Raw genomic sequence first — 21,493 nt, 5'->3', positions numbered from 1 at the left:
TCAGCGTCGCCAGAAGAAGTGATGCACCATCCCGCTCGGGCTCGGGACCCGCTCCATATGAAAGCGCTCGGCGAGTTCGTCAGGACCCGTCCAGAACCGTTCGCCACGACCCAGTTCGACCGGCGCGACGGCGACATGCATGGTGTCGATCAGGTCGGCGTCGAGGAATGCCCGAACCGTGGCAACACCGCCGCCGATCCGTACGTCCTTGCCTTCGGCCGCATCGAGGGCCTGCGCCAGCGCGTCCTTCGGAGACGTGTCGATGAAGTGGAACGTGGTGTCCCCCAGCGTGAATGAAGGCCGCGCATGGTGCGTGAGGACGAATACCGGTGTGCGGAACGGAGGTTCATCACCCCACCAGCCCTGCCAGTCGTAGTTATCCCACGGCCCCCGCTGCGGGCCGAATTTGTTGCGCCCCATGATCTCCGCGCCGATGTTGTTGGCGTAGTCGCGCGTGATGTAGTCGTCGAGGCCGTAGGTGCCCCCGGGCTCGGTCCGGTTGACCCAGTGCGCGGTAGCGCCCGCCCAGGACATGAGGTCACTGGGATCGGCGTGGCCGAACGGACGCTCGAGGCTTTGCCCTTCCCCGGCACCGTATCCATCGGCGGACACGGAGAAGTTCTGAACGCGGACGAGTTGTGTCATCGGAACCCCTTCCGATTGCAATCTGCAATCAGTTGGGAACCTACCTAGACTGATCCCATGGCGCAACCAGTTGCACACGACAAACTGCCGGTGCCCCCCGGCAAGTCGGGCTGTCCGATCAATATGACCATCGAGCTTCTCGGGGACCGATGGAGCCTGATTGTCCTGCGCGACATCATGTTCAGTGGCAACACGCACTTCCGAGAACTGCTCACCGCATCCCTCGAGGGCATCGCGTCCAACATCCTGGCCGCTCGCCTCGCGAAACTCGTCGCCGCGGGCCTGCTCACCCGCGACGACGACCCGAGCCACCGCCAGAAGGTCGAATACCATCTCACCGAGGCGGCCATCGAACTCGTCCCGGTGATGGCCCAACTGGGCGCGTGGGGCGCCCGCTGGCTGGACACGGCACCGGAACTACGGGTGCGGGCCGAACTCTTGGCCGCTGGTGGCCCCCCGCTGTGGGAACGATTCATGGCCGAGCTGCGCACCATCCACTTGGCAAGAGCGGCGATCCCCACCGACGGAGTGCTCGCGGAACTGACCGCCGCCTACGACGAAGCAGCCGGTACCGCATCCTTCGGTGCGACGGGGTCGATCCGAGCTGCCGGGGCCCTCTAGCTTGCGAACGGCGGTCGTGTGTCGGGGGCGAAAACGCGAGCGAGGTCGAGCAGGGTCACCGGCTGGCCGCACAGGTGCCAACCACACTCGGTGGCGACGACGATCTCGATGTGACGGTCGGCGAACAGCACACAGTACTCGCACACCTGCCCCGGGGTGACATGCTCGGGGCCGCAGCGCAAGTCGTCGTGCAGCACCTGGGCGCCGATGACCTCGGCGGCGACCAGACGACCGTCGCGGTAGCGGATCCGAAACGGCCGGGGCGGATCGACCGTCAGATAGTCAGTCCAGCGCAGAGCCATCGCGAATGCCTCCTTCCCCTGAGCGCGGGCACCCACGAGACCGGATGCGCGCGGCGCGGCGGCTTGCTACTGCTAATCGGACGATAGCGTGACGGGAGAAGACCGGTAAGTCGGATTTTGGTTACAAATCAGCGAATTGAGATGGCGCGCTAGGGTCGAGCCGGATCGAAACGGGTCGATGCCTGACATTTCGTGCCGTTCACTGCGCTTCGGCGGCGCGTCAGGTGGATATCGGAAGCACGATCCGCGAGGGGTGGGCCGGGTCGTGGAAGATCTCAACGTTGTAGGCGGCGGAGCTGACAGCGGTGGCGGTGGCGTCGCCGGTGCCGTGGTTGCGGGCGAAGCGTGGGAACGCACCGCCACAGACCTGCACGCGAAGGCGATGACCGCGCCGGAATCGGAAGGCGGTGCCGGTGAGTTCGACCTGGACCGTGGCCACGCCGTCGTCATCAACGGCGTGCTTATCGGGATGCAGGCGCACGATTCCATCGGTGACGTTGCGCGATATTCCGCGGGCGTCGACATCGCACACACGCACGAATACATCGGCATGGCCGGATCGGGTGCGGACGTGGATGGTGGCGCTGACCTCGCCGATGACATCGAGATCGCGGTCGAGACGCTCGCTGGTGTACACGAGAACGTCGGGGCGGGCCTCGACGGAGCGGTTGTCTTGGCCGTGGGTCTTGCCCAACAGCATCAACCCGCCCACCGACGGAGTGGGGTCGGCGGGGTCATAGGTGAACGAGTCGGGCTCTGATTCGACGGAGGTCTCGCCGAGGTGTCCGGCGGCGCGCAGGAACAGCGGGGTCGGGGTCGACGGTGGTGGCCAGGTCGCGAAATCGCGCCAGGCGTCAGCGCGCTGCACGTACAGCCGCACGGCGGAGCGTTGCGGGTGTGTGCGGTCGTCGAGCAGATGTGATGTCAGCCAGGACAATTGGTCGGCGACGAGAGTCGGGTAGCTGCGTATCTCGCCGTGTCCCCATGGGCCGATGGTGAGGCGCGCCGATGTTCCACGAGCGCGTAGTCGAGTGAAATCGCGCAGTGCCGCAGGCAGAAAGAGATCGTGCCAGCCGGTGGCGATGCTGACCGGGGTGGTGAGGCTGTCCGCGCCCGCGCTGTGGTCGATCGAGTCCCAGCGTTGGGTCGATTCGACGTTGCCGACCAAGTCGGCGAAGAACGGCGAGGGTCTGCCCATCGCGGCGAGGTCGGCCTGGGTCAACGGCAGCGTGTGCATGGCCTTGCGGGTGCGGCGCCTGAATCCGAAGCCAGGTGAGATCTGCTGCATCCCACCGAGGCCCTGTTCCTGTACACCGATCAGCACCGACCAGGACAGCGAATTGTCCAGGGCGAATGCGCCGCCGGGGTACATCGAGCTGACGTACTCCGACGCGCCCACCGCGATACACATCGCTTCGAGTGGTTTGTCGAGATACGGGGCGACCGCCCATTGGGTGTGGCCGAGATAGCTTGCTCCGGCGGTGGCGATGCGACCGTCGCACCAAGGTTGTTCGCGCAGCCACGCGATCACGGCCAGTCCGTCGGACTTCTCGTCGTCGAACGGTCGGAAGGTGCCGCCGGAGCCGAAGGTGCCGCGCGAGCTGACGGTCACCACTTGCAGCCCGCGGCGGGCGAAGACCGGGCCGAACAAGGCCATGAACGCACCCCTTCTCCCGTAAGGGCTGCGCAGCAGTACCACCGGCAGCGGTGTCTCGCCGGGCGGGCGCAGCCGGTCGGCGAGCAGCTCGACACCGTCGGGCATGGGGATGACCAGGTCTCGGGTTTCCTGCGGTACGGGCACGGTCGCGGGTGGGACCTTCAGCCACGCGTCGACCACGCGTCCCGCCGCCGCGCGCAGCCCTTCGCGCCAATCCCGGTTCATCGCCGATCCCCGATCTCGCGGCGGGTGCACCCGCCGGTGCCATAGGCGCTGTCCAAGGGGTCTGCGGGAGGGTGTGTGGGGCTGGTGGCGCGTGCGCGGGCTTGCGCGACTTGTCGTTTCATGGTGATTTCCTCTCGAGATCCCCATTGACCTACAAAATGTAACCTACAGTTTGTAGCGTACGCTGGAGGCGATCACAAGGGAGGAAAATTGCCGACGACGACCCGTCTGACGCGGCAGGCCCGCCGCGAGCAACTGCTCGACACGGCGCTGGGCATGGTGCGCACGCAGGGCACCGACAACCTGAGCCTGGTCAGCCTCGCCGAGGCGGCCGGTGTCAGTCGCCCGATCGTCTACGACCACTTCGGCACGCGCTCCGGGCTGCTGCTGGCGCTGTATCGCCAACTCGCCGACCAGCTGCGCGAGGCGTCCACGCGAGCGCTCGACGACGTGTCACCCGAGCCGCGCGCGTTGGCGCGGGCGGTGAGCGCCGCCTACTTCGGGTGCGTGAGCGAGATACCCGAGTGGACCGCGGTGTCGGCGGCGTTGAAGGGCGACCCCGAGCTCGACGAGATCGAACTCGAACTCTGTGACAGCTATGCCGAGGTGATGCTCACCGCGTTCGGACCGTATTCGACCCTGCCCACCGAGGCGCTGCGGCTGCGGTGTTTCGGAGTGATGGGCGCGGCCGAAACCATTGCGGCCGAACTGATCCGAGGACGCGCCAGCCTCGCCGAGGCTACCGAAGCACTCACCGGCCTCATCGTGGCGGGGATCGACCTCGCCATCGACGACGCCTAGGCATCGGCAGGCAAATCCCACACGCCGGGCGGCCGCGCATGCCCGCTCGACGTGTGGTGTTGACTGTCAGCCTATTTCGCGGCGTTGGCCGCGAAGTGGCCTTCGATCGGGCGGCAGGTGGCGGCGTCGAGGAAGGCGCTGCCCATCTCGACCATGCGGCCCACCGCGTACGCGGGCGCGAGGATGGCCTCGGGGGTTTGGATGCCCGCGTCCACAGCGGGCTCGTCGCCCAGACCGAGCATGCGCTCCACGCCGAGCGCCACGCCCAGCGAGGTCAGCGGTGCCTGGCCTTGGGGGTGAAGGAGGTAGTAGCCGCGGCTCAGCGGATTACCCGCGGCGTCGACGCCGTCGAGGTCGATGCGGATCTCCATCGTCGGAGCCTCACCGCGGCGGCGGCCCGAGGATTCCCCGATCGCGAGATCGAAGCGCACCTCGCGTGCTCCGGTGGCCAGGGCCAGGCTCGGCACATCGGGGTAGGCCATGGCGAACCCCGGCACCAGCACGCCGTCGACGGCGCGCACGCTGGCCTGCGCGTCCTCGCCTCCGATCCACACGAACACCCCGCCACGGCGCACGTAGCCCGCGGGCGGCAACCCGCTCCAGCGCGCCAACTCCTCCATCCCGGCGGGGCCACCGAGGTCTTGATCGTCGATCAGCGCACCGAGCCGGATTCCGTCGACCTGGTCGAACTCACGCGCCAACTCCATCGTGGCCAACACCAGCAGCCCGGCGAACCAGTGGCTGCTCACCAGCACCGGCGTCGCACCGCCACGTTGCGCGCTCGCGATGACCTCCGGCGCGAGATCGACCATGCCGCTCGAGATGCTCAGATACGGCAGCGAATGCCGTTGCGCGTAGGCCAACCCCTGCAACTGCTCGTCCCACACCGTCGCCACCACCGCCGAATACCGCGAATCGACCGGCATCCCCAAATCCTCGCGGCTCAGGTCCACCGTGATCGCCGCCGCGCCGCCGAGCTCATCGGCGATCCGCCGCGCGCGGTCGAGATTTCGACCGGCCACCGTCAGTCGCAGCGACGGATGCCACCGACGTAGAAATCGCGCGGCACCCGCCCCCACCACGCCCGAGCCACCCAGCATCAGTACCGATTTCGGCTGCTCCACAGTCATTTCCTCGCCTCTGTCTCAAACACACACTTAAGCTACGTTATGTAACCTACTTTTTGTAGCTAAGTTGGTGAGACAGCGCAAGGAGCACGAGTGACCGCCCCAGCCCCCTGCCCAAGCAACGTCGGACCGATCGGGTTGATGGTCGCGGAAGTGGATCTCGCCCGATCGGAAAAGAGCGGACACCGGGCCGACTGGTGCGGGCGAGGGTCGCTGTCAGCTGAGGCGGAGCCGAGGTCCAGTGTGGACGATCGGATACCCGCTCAACCGTTACCGGGCCCAAGCCGCTGGTGCACGGTGAGCAGCAGATGGTCGAACGCGGCGACCGTATCCGGCGCGGCGGGCGGCAATTCCGGCAGCGCGATGAGCAGGGCCTCGGCCAGATCCCGCAGCTTGATGTTGGTCTCCTGGGATCGCCATTTCAGCAGTTGGAAGGCTTGGTCGGCGCTGATGCGGTAGGTGCGCATCAGCACTCCTTTGGCCTGTTCGATCGCCGCGCGGGCCGCCACGACTTCGGGCATCACCGCATCGAGGGTGTCGCGTTCGGCCGCGGCGAGGGTGGCGTCGAGATCGATGTAGAACCCGCTGGTGCCCACCGCGCGTCCGGTGGCGTCGAGGATGCGATCGGACACCAGCATCACCTGGCGCACCCGACCGGTGATGTCGATGATGCGATGACGGCTCGAGAACGGCCGCTCCTCGTGCAGCGAACCCAGAATGGCCTCGGCCACCCGATCCCGGTCGTCGGGATGTTTGTGGGAGAGCAGCAATTCCGTGGTCGGCTCGACCTCTCCCGGGGTGTAGCCGTGCATCGTGTACACCTCTGGCGACCAGTCCCAGCGGCGGGACAGAAACCAGAATCGGAAACTGCCCACCACCGGGCCATGATCGGCCTCGGTGGTGGGGTCCTCGGGTCGCCCGGCGACCGGGGTGGGCTCGGACAGCGTCACCGAGCCATTATCCGGTGTCCAACACGAAGTTGGACCTCACCGCCCGAAACGCGGGTCCGCTCATCTCATCGGCCACCGACGGTGTCGCGGCCGCTGTCGTTGCGGCTGGGCTTGTTACCGCGAGGATCGGAGCCGTCGGGGCACGCGGTCCTGTCCGGGTTCTTGCACTTGCTGGGATTGCTCCCACTACCGTTTCCGCGATCGGAACTCGTGGCGAGATAGCTCGTCTGCGCGATATCGGACGTTGTCGCCGAAGCCTGGCCGAGCCCCAACAAGCTGAATGCCGCGATCATGATGGCGGCGATTGCTGACTTCATCGTGTTCCTTTGCGTTGTCCCGCAACATCACTACAAGCAGTCGGCTGGTAATGGTCCTTCACCACTGCTGGGCCCGCCCTCCGTTGCAGGCGTACATCTGTACCTTGCCGGTGAGCGTGCGTCCGTCGAGGGTTTGGGCGTCCAGGCACAAGCCCTGATTGAGGCCGTTGCGCAAGCTGTTTCCGGATCCACTGATCCACTGCTGCGCTCGTCCCCCGTTGCAGGCGTACATCTGCACCTTGCCGGTGAGCGTGCGTCCGTCGAGGGTTTGGGCGTCCAGGCACAAGGCCTGATTGAGGCCGTTGCGCAAGCTGTTTCCGGATCCACTGATCCACTGCTGCGCTCGCCCTCCGTTGCAGGCGTACATCTGCACCGCTCCGGTGAGTGTGCGCCCATCGAGGGTTTGCGCATCCAGGCACAGACCAGGGTTGAGGCCGTTGGGCAGCGTCGTGCTCGCGGCCCAGCTCGACGGTGCGCCGATCATCACCGCCGCGGCGGCCAACGCCGCCGCTTGTCCGAGCAGACTCCCGAGACGTCGCCGCGCCATCCGCGACGACTTTCCCGAGGCGCGATTCATATCAGTGGTCGAGTTCTTCATACCGTTCCCCCTCCAAAGCACAGCCGACCGACGAAGCGACTTCCTTTGCGGCTGAATGCTTTTCATTCGATACACGCAAATCTAACCGGCGCCGATTTCAAGATCCTCAACAATCTCTTATCGTCATTGCTCGCCGGTGTCGACGATCCCCCGACAGCCCTGCCGGGTTCGTTCAGGCCAGCGCGCGGCGCAGCAGTATGTCGGAGGCGGTCATGAACTGTTGCACGCGTTCGGGGCTCATGCCTCGCGACGCCAGGGTCGGCTGGCCTTTGCCATTGATCATGACCGCGGTGCGGTTGTCGAGGCCAGGAGCGAACAAGACCGGCACGATCCGTGTGGCGAAGGTTTCCGGGGATTGTCGGACCAGCCCGATGATCGTTTGCGCGAGCCGGTGAGTGAGGCTGCCTTCGCCGAGGTTGTTGGCCAGGATGTCGGTCTTGATCGGTCCGGGGTTGATGCCGAAGAAGTTCAGGTGCGGCCACCGGTCCTTACCGGCGAGCACCAGCGCCTCGTTGGCGGCGACGGTGTTCTGATGTGCTGTCACTCCGCGATAGTGGTGTTCGGCGTTGAGGTCGTCGGGATTGCCCAGGGCCGCCGTGCCGGGGGCGCCCATCACGAACACGCGTGCGGTCTTCGCGGCGGGGCCACGGGCGGTGCCCAGTCGCGGGGCCAGGCCCTGCAAGACGGCCAGCCGACTCAGGTAGCTGGTCGCCATGTCGCGTTCGATGCCCTCGGCGGTTTCCTGCCGGGTCTTGGCGGCGAAGATGCCCTGGCTGAACACGACGACGTCGGCCGATTCGACCGGTAGCTCCCGGCCCAGCCGCGACGCCTCGACCATGGAGGACAGATCGGCTCGCACGAACTCCGGCCTCGTGCTGGTTTCCTCGCGCAGGGTGCGCCCGACCACAGTGACATTCGCGCCGAGGTCGGCTGCTTGCCGGGCCATCGCGCGCCCGAGTCCGTTGGTGCCGCCGATGACGACCAGGCGCTGGCCGTGCAGATCCAGCTGTCCAACGGGCACAGCGCGCAGGTCGGTGTGGTGGTCGCGTATTCCGTTGAGGCGCATGGCGTAGTCCTTCCGAATCGAGTCGGGGCTGTGCAGGGCGGGGGTCGCGCTCGCGCTATCCGTTGGGGTTGTCGCACATCCACTCGGTGCCGTAGTGGGCGGCGTTGCCGCCCTCGAGGTGCACCCACCGCCCATGCCCCTCGTAGCCGCACGGGGCACCCTCGACCGGAGCGGGCTCCGATGCGGGCGGGGCCGGACACATCTGGCGTTCGAGGTCGTACAAAGCCACCGCGGCCGGGTTACTGGGCGGGTCATTGGAGTCCAGCGCGTAGGCGAGCATGTGCGCGGGGACGCCGATGAGCTGGCATTGCGGCGCGGGGGCGGTGCTGGGTGGATTGGCCTGGGCACTGCCCGCGGCGGTCGAGAGGAATCCGCCGACCGCCGTCGCGGCAAGGAGGGCGGACAAGACTGTGGTGCGCATGATCGAACCTCGCTCATCTGTCGTGGTGTCGGTGCTCATGGGGTCGGCGCTTGCGTAGTGCCGTGGGTTAGCTGGAGTGTTGTTCCCTGCCGCGCCCGCATCCAGTAGAGTTAAACATCAGATGTTTGTCAACAATGTCGTGTCGTGGTGTGACACCGGCGACAGTTCGCATAATCGAAGGAAGTGTTCGTGGACGAGTTGGCTCAACCCATCCGCAATCCACCACTGTCACAGCAGGTAGCCGACACGTTGCGGGAGAAGATCACGCGCGGCGAGTGGCCGATTGGCACCCGGATTCCGGCCGAACCTGAACTGATTTCGGCCTTGGGTGTGGGCCGGTCCACGGTGCGTGAGGCGGTGCGGGCGCTGGTGCAGGTGCGGATGCTCGAACCGCGCCCGGGTGATGGAACCTACGTGCGGTCCGACAGCGCCCTGGAATTCCCGCTGGTCGAACGCGTCTCGCGCGCCCGCCCGCGGGAGGCGCTGGAAGTCCGGGCCATGCTCGAACAACGCGTCGCCCGTCTGGCCGCGATCCGGGCGACTGAATCCGACATCGAGCGCTTCCGGGCACAGCTGGCCGGTCTCGAACCGGGGTGCCTGGACGCCGAGCATCTGGCCGACTTCCTACCCGCAGCGCTGGCATTGTTCTACGCGATTGCCGAGACCGCGGACAATCCCCTGCTGGGCGAGCTCTACCGGTTCGTCCTCGACACCCCCACCACCGGTGTGCCGACCGACATCGACTGGAGCGCCGCCGCCGGTCGACGGTGGATCGCGGGGATGGGCGCGCTCATCGACGCGATTGCCTCCGGTGACCCCGACCGCGCCGAACACGCGGCCCGCGACTACTCCACGGCATGGCTGTCCCTGATCCCCTCCTCCGAACGTCCAGCCTTGTGAAATTCCGTCACCATGGGCGAATGCATCGGGTGCGTACTGCAGCCGCAGTACGGCCTGTCGACGTCGAGACCGCGAAGCACGGTGCGGTTCAACGGTTTCGAACACAGTCGATCCCACGCACGGCCGAGACAACTACGGCTGGCGTACGCGGGCGAGGCATGCGTCCCAGGCCAGGCGGGTGGCCGCGGCCAATTCGGCTGGCCGGAAGATCCCTTGTCGGGCCATGAGTTTGTAGGCGAGGGCCTTCGTCTTGAGGGAGGCTTTGCTGGTGTGGCCCGAGTCGAAAGGAGGTTGGGGGTCGTACTCCAAGGACAGTTGGACTGCCTCGGCGTAGGACCTTCCGGCTATTTCGCCGAGCAGGAACAGGCCGAGGTCGATTCCGGCTGATACTCCGGCGGAAGTGACTATTTTTCCCGCGCGGACGATGCGTGAATCGCCCTGTGGGCGTGCGCCGAAGGGGCGCAGCAGATCGAGGGCCTGCCAGTGGGAGGTGGCGGGTTTGCCGTCCAGGAGTCCGGCCGCGGCCAGGATGACGGAGCCGCTGCATACCGACAGCGTCCAGGTCGAGGTTTCGTGTGCCGTCCGTAACCAGTTCTGTAGCACCGCATCTCGTGCGGTGCTGGGCGTGGATACGCCCGAGCCCGGGACCAGGACGATATCGGGATGCGGTGTTTCGGCGAGGGTGTGCGTCGCGCCCAGGACCAGGACGCCGGAATCGGTTGTGATCGGGCCGATTTCGTGCCAGACGAAGCGCACTTCGGCATGGGGGATGGTGCGCAGGGCCTCGTACGGGCCGATGAGGTCGAGTGCTGTCAGTCCGGGGTAGGTCACGAAGGCGATCTGCATGGCTTCCAGCATGTAAGCGCGAGAGCGGTGGCCGCTACGACGCATTCATTGCGATTCCAGCCAACCTTCGGATCAGTCTTCTCGAACTGAGGCCGACGCGCGGGGCTGGGCGAATCGTTCTCGGTACGCGCCGGGAGCGACGCCGAGTTGTCGCTGGAATGTCCGGTACAGCGTCTCCGGGCGAGGCAGCCCGACCGCCGCGCCGATGCGGTCCAACGGGTAGTCGGTGGTCTCGAGTAGACGTCGCGCCGCCGCGGTGCGGGCCTTCTCGACGTATCGCGCCGGTGTGGTACCGAACTCCGCCGCGAAGACCCGCGTGAAATTGCGGGTGCTCATATTCGACTGTGCCGCCAGCGTTTCCAACGTCAGATCGGCGGCGAGGTTCTCCTCGATCCATATCTGCAACGCCCGCAGGGGTTTTCGGCGCGGTGGCCCGGCGGCGACCGGGACGCTGAACTGGCTCTGCCCGCCGGGACGGTGCAGATAGACCACGAGCCAGCGCGAGATCTCGCGCGCGAGGTCGGTCCCGTGATCGTCGGCCACCATCGCCATGGCGAGGTCGATACCGGCCGTGACACCCGCTGAAGTCCAGATTTCGCCGTCCTGGACATAGATGCGGTCGGGCTCCACCCGGATATCGGGATACCGCTCGGCCAGCCCACTGCTGCCCGCCCAATGCGTGGTCACCCTGCGACCACGCAACAGACCGGCTTCCGCCAACAGGAAAGCCCCCGAACACACCGATGCCACTCGACGGGCCCGCTCCGCGGTGCGCCGAATCCCGTCGATCAGAACGGCGTCTCGCGACGCGGGCGCACTGACCACACCCCCTGTCACGATCAGGGTGTCGACCGCTTCCGACTGCTCACCGATCGCGCGGACGGCGTGAACCCCAATGCCGCTCAGCGTCCGTACCAACCCGGGCCGCGCGGCCACGATTTCGATCTCGTACAGCGGAGCCCCGCCCAGCAGGGCGGCGGCGTTGAACACATCCGCCGGTCCGGAGAGGTCGAGCAGTTGGAAGCCGTCGAACACCGCCAACTGAATCAGTCTCGTGGGCATCAGCACATCGTGGCGAGGCGAGGGGCGTGGCGTCAACGACGCAATGATTGCGGTTTCAGCCACGAAGCCGTAGAACGTGGCACCGACGACGGCGCGCGTGACATGGACAGGAGGTTGGTGCTCGACTGCCTCGCTGGTTGTTCTTAGACTGACCCGCAGTAACAGCAATCGTTCAGCTATCTATATATCGAGCGTCCAGTATCAATTGGGTGGCGCGACATCGTGCTGTGGCGCTGTGCGACCGCGCACCTGAAACGCGGATCAGCCCCGCGATGGGCGCTGATCGAAGGGAGAGTCATGAAACGAGCCCTCGTGTGCACGACGCTGTTGATCGGAGCGGGTCTCGGCGCGGGTGGGGTGCTTGCCCCGACCGCATCGGCGGTGCCACCCCAGAGCTGGCATCCGTGCTCGGACTACTTCCGTGACGTCACCGACGGCCAGGCTTGGGACGGTCGCCATCAGCCGGTGATCAGCCCGTGGGGCAACAGCAATATTCAGTGCGCGTTCGAGTGGAACGACGAGGTCGGTGGCTGGGTCGGCTGGGCCGACGCGGCGTACCAGATCGACCCCTCCGGGCGTCCCCACGCGATGTACGCCCTTCCGGGCTCGAACACCAGAATCTTCATCACCAACCCCTTCTGAGCAACAGGTCGCGGCGTCGGTCAGATCGAGCGCGGCGCCTGAAGACCTGTGCGGCGCTGAAGTTTTGGTGCTTCCTTCGAAGAAGGCCCGATCCAGCGATAGAACGAAACAGTCCCCTGACCGTACTGCCTGGTCAGGGGACTGCTTTGTGCGCCATCAGGGACTCGAACCCCGAACCCGCTGATTAAGAGTCAGCTGCTCTGCCAATTGAGCTAATGGCGCGTGCTCCTGGGGGTTCCGGCTGGGCCGGGCTCCTCGGTGCGGAAAGAACATTAACAGGCGGGGGTGGAGAAAGTGAAATCGGGTGTTCTAGCTGGGGTTTTGTCCGGGTGGAAGAAAGTGATCAACCGTGTTAACGGAACGGGGTCGAGTTCGGATGAATGGGTCGAGCCCTGTGGAGGGTGCTCGTGTGCGTCCAATGGGACCTCTGGACCTGGCAGAATGGGCGTGTCTCGACCGCTCCCCGCAGGTGTGGTGGGTCGAGCAGGCGTAGTCGGGGCACTGGCAGGGGGCTCTGGACGCGCACCGAGACGTTGAAGTGGGGTTGAACATGAGTATGAGTCCGGGTCGGCGCAGGTCGAGGAAGCTTTTGGGTTCCGTGGCCGTGTTGTCGGCGCTAGTACTCGCGCTGGGGGCGTGCTCTTCCGGATCGTCGGATTCGTCGTCGGTGGCGATCGATTCGAATCCGATCAGCGAGCTCATCAAGCCGAAGATCACCGCGCCCATCAAGGACGGTCAGAAGGGCGTATCGCCCGGCGACCCACTGGTTTTGCAGGTCGCGGACGGCAAACTCACCAGTGTGAGTTTGGTCAACCCGGAGGGTCGTCAGGTCGGCGGCGAGATCGCCCCGGACGGACTGTCGTGGAAGTTGACCGAGCCCTTGGGATTCGGCCGCGCCTACACGCTGACCGTCGACGCCATGGGTCTGGGCGGCAAGTCCACCACCTCCATGAACTTCACCACGATCTCGCCGAACAACCGCACGCACCCGTACCTGCTCCCGGGTGAGAACGAAGTGGTCGGTATCGGCCAGCCGGTCGCGATTCAGTTCGACGAGAACATCCCGGACCGCAAGGCCGCGCAGGCCGCGATCAAGATCACGACCACGCCCGCGGTCGAGGGCGCCTTCTACTGGGTGAACAATCGTGAAGTCCGGTGGCGGCCAGAGCATTTCTGGGCCCCGGGCACCAAGGTCGATATCGCCGTGCAGACCTACGGCAAGGATCTCGGCAACGGCCTGATCGGTGACGCGGACATCAACTCGTCGTTCACCGTCGGCGACGCGATGGTCTTCACCGCCGACGACAACACCCATCAGGTGGTGGTCGAGAAGAACGGTCAGGTGATCAAGACCATGCCGACCTCCATGGGCAAGGACGCGACGCCCACGGACAACGGCATCTACATCGTGTCCGACCGGCACGAGAAGATCATCATGGACTCCTCCACCTACGGTGTGGCGGTGAACTCGCCCGACGGCTACAAGACACCCGTCGACTGGGCGACGCGAATCTCGTACTCCGGCATCTTCTTCCACTCGGCTCCGTGGTCGGTGGGCGCGCAGGGCTCCTACAACACCAGCCACGGCTGTCTGAACCTGAGCCCGGACAATGCCCGCTGGGTCTACGAGAACGCCAAGCGCGGTGACATCACCATCATCAAGAACACGGTCGGCGGCACGCTGTCGGGCGTGGACGGCCTGGGCGACTGGAACATTCCGTGGAATGTCTGGAAGGCCGGGAACGCGGACGACAACCGCTGATCCGACACGCGAAGGGGCCCGGCCATCCAAGGCCGGGCCCCTTTTCGGTGCTCGCTACAGAAAGCCGACGTGCTCAGCCGAGGCCGTCGGCGACGGTGGCCGGTGGCTTGTTGTCCTTGATGCCGTCGCAGCCGAATCCGGTCTTGCCCGAGGGCGTGAACGCGCTGCCGGTGACCGCGCACAGCACATCGAAATCCCCGAACAGCATCTTGTCGAGATTGGGCAGGCCGAACGATCCGGTGCCGGTGGACCCGGTGGTGGCGAGCCCGCCCGCCGAACCGGTCTGTACCGAGCCGAAACCATCGACCTCGGCCTCCATCGGATCACCGACCGTATCGGCGGCCGGGGACGCCGGTTCCAGCGGAATCGCGGAGGCGGCGGCGGGAGCCGCCGTGAGAATGGCGGCGGTCGCCAGGAAAGTGGTTACGGCGCAACGCTTCACAAGTGAGGTCTTTCTGATCGAGCGGTCGGGGGACCCCGACTTCCCCCGTGTTCTCGTGAAGTCTACGAAGATCGAGTGACCCGCGCCATGGATTCGAAGCGTTGTTGTTTCAATTGGAAGCGGCCCCGGGTCCGGATGGACCCGGGGCCGCTGTGCGCGGGGTCCCGGCAGACGCGCTCGCGCTATCGCACCGGCAAGAAGCCGGGGTCATCGGCCTGCTGCTGCTGGCGCAGCACGGAGTGCCGACGGCCGTAGGCCAGGTAGACGATCACGCCCAGCACCATCCAGATCACGAACCGCAGCCAGGTCTCGATGGAGAGGTTGAGCATGAGCCACAGGCAGGCCAGCGCGGCGAGAATCGGAATCAGCGGCACGAGCGGAACGCGGAATCCACGCGGCAGATCCGGACGGGTGCGCCGCAGCACCAGCACGCCGATCGACACCATGACGAACGCGACGAGGGTGCCGATATTCACCATCTCCTCGAGCGTGCCGAAATCCACGAATCCGGCGAGCAGCGCGCAGACCACGCCGACGATGACGGTCAGCCGCACCGGCGTGCCCTTGGATCCGGTGTGCGCCAGGCTCTTCGGCAGCAGCCCGTCCCGCGCCATGGCGAACAGCACTCGCGTCTGGCCCAGGTACATGACCATGACGACGGTCGACAGACCCGCGATGGCGCCGATGGAGATGATGTTCTTCACCCAGGTCGCGCCGTGCAGGGCGAAGGCCGTCGCGAGCGTGGCATTGCCGTCGGCGAGCTGGGTGTAGGACACCATGCCGGTGAGCACCAGCGAGACGCCGACGTAGAGCACGGTGACGATGGCCAGCGAACCGAACAGCCCCCGCGGCACATCGCGCTGCGGATTGCGGGTCTCCTCGGCCGTGGTGGCGACGACGTCGAAGCCGACGAAGGCGAAGAACACCAGGCTGGCCGCCGACAGCAGACCGAACCACCCGAAGCTGGTGCCGCCGGAGCCGGTGAGGAAGGCGAACAGCGACTGACGCAGGCCGTCGGCCTTCTCCGACGCCTCGGCGGGCGGAATGTAGGGCGACAGGTTGGAGGCCTTGAAGTAGGTCGCGCCGACGACCAACACCAGCGCGATGACACCCAGTTTGATGGCGACCGCGACGGCCGAGACCCGCGAGGACAGCTTGGTGCCGGTGGCCAACAGCGTGCCGACCACCGCGATGATCGCCACCGCGCCCCAATCGAAGTGCAGCGATCCCACTTCGAGCACGGTCGCGCCGGTTCCCAATAGTTCACCGAGATATTGCGACCAGCCCTTGGCGACCACCGAGACCGCGAGCGCGAACTCCAGAATCAGATCCCAGCCGATGATCCACGCGATGATCTCGCCGAAGGTGGCGTAGGCGTAGGTGTAGGCGCTGCCCGCCACCGGCACGGTCGAGGCGAATTCGGCGTAGCACAGCGCCGTGAGCCCGCAGGCGATCGCCGCGAAGACGAAGGCCAGCGAGACCGAGGGCCCGGCCACCGACCCCGCGGTGCGCGCGGTGAGGGTGAAGATGCCCGCGCCGATCACCACGGCCACACCGAAGATGGTGAGGTCGCGGGCCGTTAGATCCTTGCGTAGCTTGGAATCCGGATCATCGGTATCCCGTATCGACTGTTCGACGGATTTGGTGCGGAACAACCCGCTCGCGATCGCCACTGATCTATCTCCTCTGTAGAAACTTTCGCGCGATCAGAGCGATCGCGGGATGGCGTCGAGCCGCCGCTCGGCGAATCGGTTCGCGGCCGCGCCGGTCCCGATACCCTCCGCCCGGGCGACGGTGATGATGTCGCGGCAGCGCTCGAAAATGCCTGCCACATCGGCCTCCACCTCGGTCGCGGCGGCCTTGCGCAGTTCGCCCGCGACCTGGATGAGCCCGCCCGCATTGGCGACGAAATCGGGTACCCAGGTGATGCCGCGCTCCATGAGCGCCTGCTCCACCAGCGGATTGGCGAGCTGGTTGTTGGCCGCGCCACAGATGAGCTTGGCCTCGATGGCCTCGGCGCTCGCATCGGTGAGGGTGCCGCCCAGGGCACAGGGCGCGTAGACGTCGACCGGTGCGGTGGCCACGGTGCTCAGCAGGCGCACCGAGGGGTGCTCTTGCGAAACCCGCTGCATGGCAGCCTCGTTCACATCGGTGACGCATACCTCCGCGCCGTCGGCGAGCAGCAGCGCGGTGAGTTCGCGCCCGACCTTGCCGACGCCTTCGATGCCCACGGTGCGACCCGCCAGTGATGCTGTGCCCCAAACGGATTCGGCTCCGGCGCGCATGGAGTGGAAGACGCCGAGCGCGGTCAGCCGGGCGCTGTCCCCGGAGCCGCCCGCGGCGACGCTGCGGCCCATGACGTAGTCGGTGTGGCGGCCGATCACATCGAGGTCGTCGGTGTTGGTGCCGACGTCACCGGCCGTGATGTAGCGCCCGCCAAGGGTTTCCACGAACCGCGCGTAGGCGGCGAGCAGCGCTTCGGTCTTGGCCACCGCGGGGTCGCCGATGATCACGGCCTTGCCGCCGCCGAGGTCGACGCCCGCTGCCGCCGCCTTGTAGGTCATTCCCCAGGACAGCCGCAGCACATCCTCCAGCGCCGCGGATTCGGTGGCGTACGGGTAGAACCGGGTGCCGCCGAGCGCCGGGCCGAGCGTGGTGGAGTGAATCGCGATAATGGCCTTCAGGCCGGTCTTGTCGTCCTCACAGAACATCACCTGCTCGTGGCTGCGGGCGCTCAGTTCGTGCGAGCGGCCGAAAACCCCTGCGTCGGTGTGCATTGCGGTCACGATCGATTCCTTTCCTGGGTGCCGCGTGGTGGCGGCTCGGGGTGGTCGCGGGGTGGCGACCGGTGGGATTGCCGCGTGGTGACGGCATGGGTGGACCACATGGGTGGTGGTCCGGGGGTGACTCGGGTCAGAAGTCGATGCCGAGTTCGCGCAGTCCGGCGCGGTAGAGCTCGACATTGCCGAGTTTGATGTCCTCGTAGCCGCGCACCACATCGGGCAGTGCGGCGGCCTTGACGGCGGTGTCGTAGTTCTCGGTATTCAGTTCGGCCGCGAAGCGCCGCACCATATCGGTGTAGTGCGCCAGCAGCTCCCGCTCCACCTTGCGGACATGGGCGTAGCCGAACGGGTCGAGCTTGGTGCCGCGCAGCACCTTGGCCTTGGCGAGCATCTTCAGTGCCACATGCGATTTCGGTCCGAGCCCGATCTTCTTGTCGCGGCCCATGGCCCGAAGCATCGGCGGATGCAGTTTGTAGGTGAGGTTCTCGCCGCCGGGCACCTGCGCCTGCACCTGGGCGAGGAAGGCGGGATCCACCAGCAGGCGGGCCACCTCGTACTCGTCCTTGTAGGCGGTGAACTTGTAGAGCCCGCGCGCGACGGCCTCGCTGAAGTCGGTGCGCTCGGTGACGGTGCGCTCGGTGGCCCACGCCAGCTGCACCGTATCGATGTAGCGCCGTGCGACTTTGGCGTTCTGGTAGCCGATCAGTTCGGCGGCGCGCAGTTCCACGAGGCGGCGCACCTCACCGTCGAAGGTGGTGTCGGCCAGCAGTTCCGAGGGGAGCACCGGCACGGTGCGCCGCGGCTGATCGGATTCGACGGCGGCGGCGAAGGCGGCCGGATCGGCGAAAGCCACACGGCCCCAACGGAACGCCGCGATATTGGCGGCCACCGCGACACCGTTGATGCCGATGGCCTCCTCGATGGCGGCCGCGGGCAGCCGCAGTCCGCCGCTCTGCACCGCCGCGCCGACCATGAGGAAATTGGCCGCGGCGGTATTGCCGAACAGCTTCTGCGCGGCGTCGAGCGCGTCGAAGTGGCTCACCGAATTCGACACCGCCGCAAGACGATCCAGCAGGTCCTGGGTGGGCGGGTAGGTGACGGACTTGTCGTAGACCATATCGCCGGTCGGCGTCTGACTCGTCGACGCGACCGCGATGGTGCTCGCCGGATCGCCGTACTGGAGGTTCTTGGGGTCGGTCGCGGTGAGCAGGTCGATGGCCACGATGCAGTCGGCGCTGCCCGGGGTGAGCCGGTTGGACGGCTCCAGTTCGGTGGCCGAGAACCGCAGATGCGAGACCACCGGCCCGGCCTTCTGGCTCAGGCCGATCTGGTCGAGGCTCTCCACCTGATATCCGGCCCGCAGCGCGGCGGTGGCCAGCACCTGGTTGACCGTCACGATGCCGGTGCCGCCGATACCGGTGATGAACACGTTCTGCGTGCCCTGCGGCGCGCCGAGGCCCGGATCGGCGACCACGGGCGGCTCGGCGGGCTTGTTGCGCTTGGTCTTCTTGCGGCCCTTGGCATCCGGCGTCAGCTCGACGGTCACGAACGACGGGCAGTCGCCGTCCAGGCAGCTGTAGTCGGTATTGCAGGAGGTCTGGTCGATGCGGGTCTTGCGGCCGAACTCCGTCTCGACCGGTTGCACCGACAGGCAATTGGACTTCACGCCGCAGTCGCCGCAGCCCTCGCAGACGGCCTCGTTGATGACCACGCGGGTGGTGCGGGTGGGCAGGGTGCCGCGCTTGCGCTGGCGTCGGGCATCGGCCGCGCAGTGCTGGTCGTAGATCAGGACCGTGACGCCCTCGATCTCGCGCAGCACCCGCTGCGCCTCGTCGAGCCGGTCGCGATGCCACAGCAGCGTGCCCTTGGCGAGCGCTTTCTTGTTGTGCCGCTTGGGTTCGTCGGCGCAGATGATGATCTGCTTGACGCCCTCCACGGTGAGCTTGTGCGTCAGCCCCGCGACGGTGAGTCCGCCCTCGACATCCTGTGCGCCGGTCATGGCGACGACTTCGTTCCACAGCAGCTTGTAGGTGATGTTCACCCCGGCGGCCACACACGCCTGCACGGCCAGCTGCCCGGAGTGGAAGAAGGTGCCGTCGCCGATGTTCTGGAACAGGTGCGGCACATCGGTGAACGGGGCCTGCCCGATCCATTGGCTGCCCTCGCCGCCCATCTGGGTCAGGCCGGTGACCGCGCTGTCGCTGCGGCCGGACATGGTCACCAGGGTGTGGCAGCCGATGCCGCCGCCGCCGATGGAGCCCTCCGGCAGTGCGGTGGAGCGGTTGTGCGGACAGCCGCTACAGAAGTACGGGGTGCGCTTGGCGGAGAGCACCTCCAGCGAAAGCGGCGGCGGCGCGGCCTTTTTCAGCTCGACGCGGTCGCGCAGGACGCGGCGCAGCGGACCGAGCAGGCGGCCCGCGGTCAGTTCGCCGTCGAAGGGCATGAGCACCGCGCCGCGCTCGTCGTGCTTGCCGAGGATGCGCGGGGCATCCGGTGTGCCGTAGAGGATCTCGCGAATCTGGGTCTCGATGAACGCGGTCTTGTCCTCCACCACGATCACCTGCTCGAGGCCGCGGGCGAACGCGGTGACCTGCTGTGCGCCAACCGGATACGGCATGCCGATGCGCAGCAGTCGGATTCCGGCGCGGTGCATGGCCGCTTCGTCCACGCCGAGGTCCAGCAGCGCTTGGCGGACCGCGTCGAACGTGGTTCCGGTGGCGGCGATGCCGACCTTGGCGTCGGCGGGATCCACCTCGATGACGTCCAGCTCGTTGACCGCGCCGAAGGTGCGCACCATCTCCCAGCGCGGGCCGTACAGGTCGGCCTCGGCGAGCACACTGTCCGTCGGGGCCGCCATCGGCCGCTGCCGGTAGACGAAAGGTCGTCCTTCCCACTGGATTTCGGGCACGCGCAGCGCTAGGTCCGCGACCGAGGCGTCGACGGTCCACGCGCCGTCTGCGACATCGGCGACGATCTTCATGGCCACCACGCAGCCCGAGGCGCGCGACAGCGCCACGCCCCGCATACCCATGGTGATGATCTCCTCGGCATTGCGCGGGAACAGCACCGGGATACCCATGGCGGCCAGCGACCGCTCGCTCACCGCGGGCACGGTCGAGGATTTCGAGGCCGGATCGTCGCCGACCAGCAGCAGCACACCGCCGCGCGGATTGACCCCGTACATATTGGCGTGCCGCAGCGCGTCGGTGGCGCGGTCCACGCCCGGGCCCTTGCCGTACCAGACGCCGACGACGCCGTCGTGGGTCGCGCGTCCGGCCGGGAGATCGGCCTGACTGCCCCACACCGAGGTGGCGGCGAGTTCCTCGTTGAGTCCCGGCACGAAGGTGATGTCGTGTTCGGCGAGCACATTCGGCATGCCCAGCAGCATCTTGTCGACGCCGCCCAGCGGGCTGCCCTGATAACCGGAGACGAAGGTCGCGACGCGGCGTCCGGCGCGGATATCGCGGACGTGCTGTTCGACCAGCAGGCGGGCGATGGCCTGCACACCGGTCAGCAGTACCGGACCCGCTCCCGAGCGATATCGGTCGGCGAGGTCGTACGGTGCGGTCGGTTCGGCCTGTGTCCGCGATGACGGGCAGGCAACGCTGGTCATGAACTCCCACCACACTTTCCACAACCCAGATCGTGAGCTGCAAACGAAGGGATTAGCGATCGGTGCAGCGCAATTTGCCGTGTATGTGTGATCTGTGTCAACAGTCGGGCGGAAAACTGATCAGATTGCTCAAAAGTGATCTAGAGCACTGTCGCGAGTGCGGCATTCTGCTCGAGGGTGGGAGATCCGGGTCACATGCCGGAGCCCTTCGTCAGGTGTTCGACGAGCGGGAGGCTGCGGTACTCGATCGGGGTGGCCAGCGCGAGCATGGTCTCGGTGTGCTTCACGCCGTGAATGGCGTGCACGCGCTGAATGATCTCCAACAGATCCTGCTGCGACTGCGCCGCGATGCGCACGAGCAGATCCGCCCGTCCCGTGGTGGCGTGCACCTCGAGCACATGCGGAAAGGCCCGCAGCGCCTCCACGATCGAATCCATCTTGTTCTGGTCGAGTTCGATCCCGAGCAGCGCGTGTACGGCGAACCCGACGGCCTGGAGATCGATATTCGGCGGATACCCCCGCACCACCCCCGACGCCTCCAGCCGCTTCATCCGCGCCTGCACCGTATTGCGGGCGATCCCCAACCGTTGCGCCAACTCCAGAATCGGCGCACGCGGGTCGGACGCCAACTCCGCCAACAACGCGGAATCCAATGCGTCGATCTTGATGGTCATGCCGCATTCTGGCACAGCGCCTCGGCCGCGCCGAAGGCC

21 protein-coding genes and 1 tRNA gene are annotated in these 21,493 nt (G+C 66.6%); 5 read left to right on the top strand and 17 right to left on the bottom strand.

What is annotated here, in order from left to right:
• Positions 1 to 645: a dihydrofolate reductase family protein gene (locus ACIBH2_RS12435; RefSeq protein ID WP_397116313.1), complete on the bottom strand. Its 645-nt coding sequence runs from the start codon at positions 643 to 645 to the stop codon at positions 1 to 3.
• Positions 646 to 702: 57 nt separating this feature from the next.
• On the opposite strand from ACIBH2_RS12435, the gene ACIBH2_RS12430 reads away from it, so the two are divergent.
• Positions 703 to 1,266: a winged helix-turn-helix transcriptional regulator gene (locus tag ACIBH2_RS12430; protein WP_397116310.1), complete on the top strand. Its 564-nt coding sequence runs from the start codon at positions 703 to 705 to the stop codon at positions 1,264 to 1,266.
• Here the strand turns inward: ACIBH2_RS12430 and ACIBH2_RS12425 are convergent.
• A complete protein-coding gene (locus ACIBH2_RS12425; RefSeq protein ID WP_397116308.1) occupies positions 1,263 to 1,568 on the bottom strand; it encodes a hypothetical protein in 306 nt (101 codons plus the stop codon). The two genes, ACIBH2_RS12430 and ACIBH2_RS12425, sit on opposite strands and share 4 nt — an antisense overlap.
• A 220-nt stretch (positions 1,569 to 1,788) precedes the next feature.
• Positions 1,789 to 3,450 (bottom strand): CocE/NonD family hydrolase, encoded by a 1,662-nt coding sequence (locus ACIBH2_RS12420; RefSeq protein WP_397116306.1) that lies wholly within the window; start codon positions 3,448 to 3,450, stop codon positions 1,789 to 1,791.
• A gap of 210 nt (positions 3,451 to 3,660) precedes the next feature.
• On the opposite strand from ACIBH2_RS12420, the gene ACIBH2_RS12415 reads away from it, so the two are divergent.
• Positions 3,661 to 4,251, top strand: coding sequence for a TetR/AcrR family transcriptional regulator (locus tag ACIBH2_RS12415; RefSeq protein WP_397116304.1), 591 nt, complete (start codon positions 3,661 to 3,663; stop codon positions 4,249 to 4,251).
• A 71-nt stretch (positions 4,252 to 4,322) separates the two neighbouring features.
• Here the strand turns inward: ACIBH2_RS12415 and ACIBH2_RS12410 are convergent, their stop codons facing one another.
• The 6 genes from ACIBH2_RS12410 to ACIBH2_RS12385 all read right to left on the bottom strand — a co-directional run bounded on the left by ACIBH2_RS12410 (position 4,323) and on the right by ACIBH2_RS12385 (position 8,730).
• Entirely contained in the window at positions 4,323 to 5,381 is a 1,059-nt protein-coding gene (locus ACIBH2_RS12410; protein WP_397116302.1) for a saccharopine dehydrogenase, read from the bottom strand.
• 260 nt (positions 5,382 to 5,641) lie between these two features.
• A complete protein-coding gene (locus ACIBH2_RS12405; protein ID WP_397117003.1) occupies positions 5,642 to 6,322 on the bottom strand; it encodes a PAS and ANTAR domain-containing protein in 681 nt (226 codons plus the stop codon).
• Between the two features lie 71 nt (positions 6,323 to 6,393).
• Positions 6,394 to 6,645 carry a hypothetical protein gene (locus ACIBH2_RS12400; RefSeq protein ID WP_397116300.1) on the bottom strand — a complete coding sequence of 84 codons (252 nt, stop codon included), beginning with the start codon at positions 6,643 to 6,645 and terminating at the stop codon, positions 6,394 to 6,396.
• 58 nt (positions 6,646 to 6,703) lie between these two features.
• The gene (locus ACIBH2_RS12395; RefSeq protein ID WP_397116298.1) at positions 6,704 to 7,243 is read right to left on the bottom strand and encodes a ricin-type beta-trefoil lectin domain protein; all 540 of its coding nucleotides are present in this window, start codon (positions 7,241 to 7,243) and stop codon (positions 6,704 to 6,706) included.
• A 172-nt stretch (positions 7,244 to 7,415) separates the two neighbouring features.
• Positions 7,416 to 8,309 (bottom strand): SDR family NAD(P)-dependent oxidoreductase, encoded by an 894-nt coding sequence (locus ACIBH2_RS12390; RefSeq protein WP_397116296.1) that lies wholly within the window; start codon positions 8,307 to 8,309, stop codon positions 7,416 to 7,418.
• Between the two features lie 55 nt (positions 8,310 to 8,364).
• Positions 8,365 to 8,730, bottom strand: a complete 366-nt coding sequence (locus tag ACIBH2_RS12385; RefSeq protein WP_397116294.1) for a hypothetical protein — start codon at positions 8,728 to 8,730, stop codon at positions 8,365 to 8,367.
• A gap of 189 nt (positions 8,731 to 8,919) precedes the next feature.
• Between ACIBH2_RS12385 and ACIBH2_RS12380 the strand changes: the two genes are divergently transcribed.
• Positions 8,920 to 9,630: a FadR/GntR family transcriptional regulator gene (locus ACIBH2_RS12380; protein WP_397116292.1), complete on the top strand. Its 711-nt coding sequence runs from the start codon at positions 8,920 to 8,922 to the stop codon at positions 9,628 to 9,630.
• A gap of 132 nt (positions 9,631 to 9,762) precedes the next feature.
• Here the strand turns inward: ACIBH2_RS12380 and ACIBH2_RS12375 are convergent, their stop codons facing one another.
• A complete protein-coding gene (locus tag ACIBH2_RS12375; RefSeq protein WP_397116290.1) occupies positions 9,763 to 10,476 on the bottom strand; it encodes a DJ-1/PfpI family protein in 714 nt (237 codons plus the stop codon).
• 72 nt (positions 10,477 to 10,548) lie between these two features.
• A complete protein-coding gene (locus ACIBH2_RS12370; RefSeq protein WP_397116288.1) occupies positions 10,549 to 11,538 on the bottom strand; it encodes a GlxA family transcriptional regulator in 990 nt (329 codons plus the stop codon).
• 297 nt (positions 11,539 to 11,835) lie between these two features.
• Between ACIBH2_RS12370 and ACIBH2_RS12365 the strand changes: the two genes are divergently transcribed.
• Positions 11,836 to 12,180 carry a hypothetical protein gene (locus ACIBH2_RS12365; protein WP_397116286.1) on the top strand — a complete coding sequence of 115 codons (345 nt, stop codon included), beginning with the start codon at positions 11,836 to 11,838 and terminating at the stop codon, positions 12,178 to 12,180.
• A 149-nt stretch (positions 12,181 to 12,329) separates the two neighbouring features.
• Here the strand turns inward: ACIBH2_RS12365 and ACIBH2_RS12360 are convergent.
• Positions 12,330 to 12,402, bottom strand: a tRNA-Lys gene (locus ACIBH2_RS12360).
• Positions 12,403 to 12,730: 328 nt separating this feature from the next.
• Between ACIBH2_RS12360 and ACIBH2_RS12355 the strand changes: the two genes are divergently transcribed.
• Positions 12,731 to 13,942, top strand: coding sequence for an Ig-like domain-containing protein (locus ACIBH2_RS12355; protein ID WP_397116284.1), 1,212 nt, complete (start codon positions 12,731 to 12,733; stop codon positions 13,940 to 13,942).
• Between the two features lie 73 nt (positions 13,943 to 14,015).
• On the opposite strand, the gene ACIBH2_RS12350 is transcribed toward ACIBH2_RS12355, so the two are convergent.
• The 5 genes from ACIBH2_RS12350 to ACIBH2_RS12330 form a co-directional block, all read right to left on the bottom strand.
• On the bottom strand, positions 14,016 to 14,384 hold the full coding sequence (locus ACIBH2_RS12350; RefSeq protein WP_397116282.1) for a hypothetical protein: 369 nt from the start codon (positions 14,382 to 14,384) through the stop codon (positions 14,016 to 14,018).
• A gap of 182 nt (positions 14,385 to 14,566) precedes the next feature.
• Positions 14,567 to 16,057: an APC family permease gene (locus tag ACIBH2_RS12345; RefSeq protein ID WP_397116280.1), complete on the bottom strand. Its 1,491-nt coding sequence runs from the start codon at positions 16,055 to 16,057 to the stop codon at positions 14,567 to 14,569.
• Positions 16,058 to 16,090: 33 nt separating this feature from the next.
• Positions 16,091 to 17,161 (bottom strand): Glu/Leu/Phe/Val dehydrogenase, encoded by a 1,071-nt coding sequence (locus ACIBH2_RS12340; protein ID WP_397117001.1) that lies wholly within the window; start codon positions 17,159 to 17,161, stop codon positions 16,091 to 16,093.
• 136 nt (positions 17,162 to 17,297) lie between these two features.
• On the bottom strand, positions 17,298 to 20,780 hold the full coding sequence (locus tag ACIBH2_RS12335) for an indolepyruvate ferredoxin oxidoreductase family protein (protein ID WP_397116278.1): 3,483 nt from the start codon (positions 20,778 to 20,780) through the stop codon (positions 17,298 to 17,300).
• Between the two features lie 191 nt (positions 20,781 to 20,971).
• Positions 20,972 to 21,454, bottom strand: a complete 483-nt coding sequence (locus ACIBH2_RS12330) for an Lrp/AsnC family transcriptional regulator (protein ID WP_397116276.1) — start codon at positions 21,452 to 21,454, stop codon at positions 20,972 to 20,974.
• Between the last annotated feature and the right edge of the window lie 39 nt (positions 21,455 to 21,493).

The organism is Nocardia sp. NPDC050406, from assembly GCF_044459025.1.
Lineage (GTDB): Bacteria > Actinomycetota > Actinomycetes > Mycobacteriales > Mycobacteriaceae > Nocardia.
Note: the sequence above shows the minus strand (reverse complement) of the source record. Positions and strands in the feature narration are given on the sequence as shown.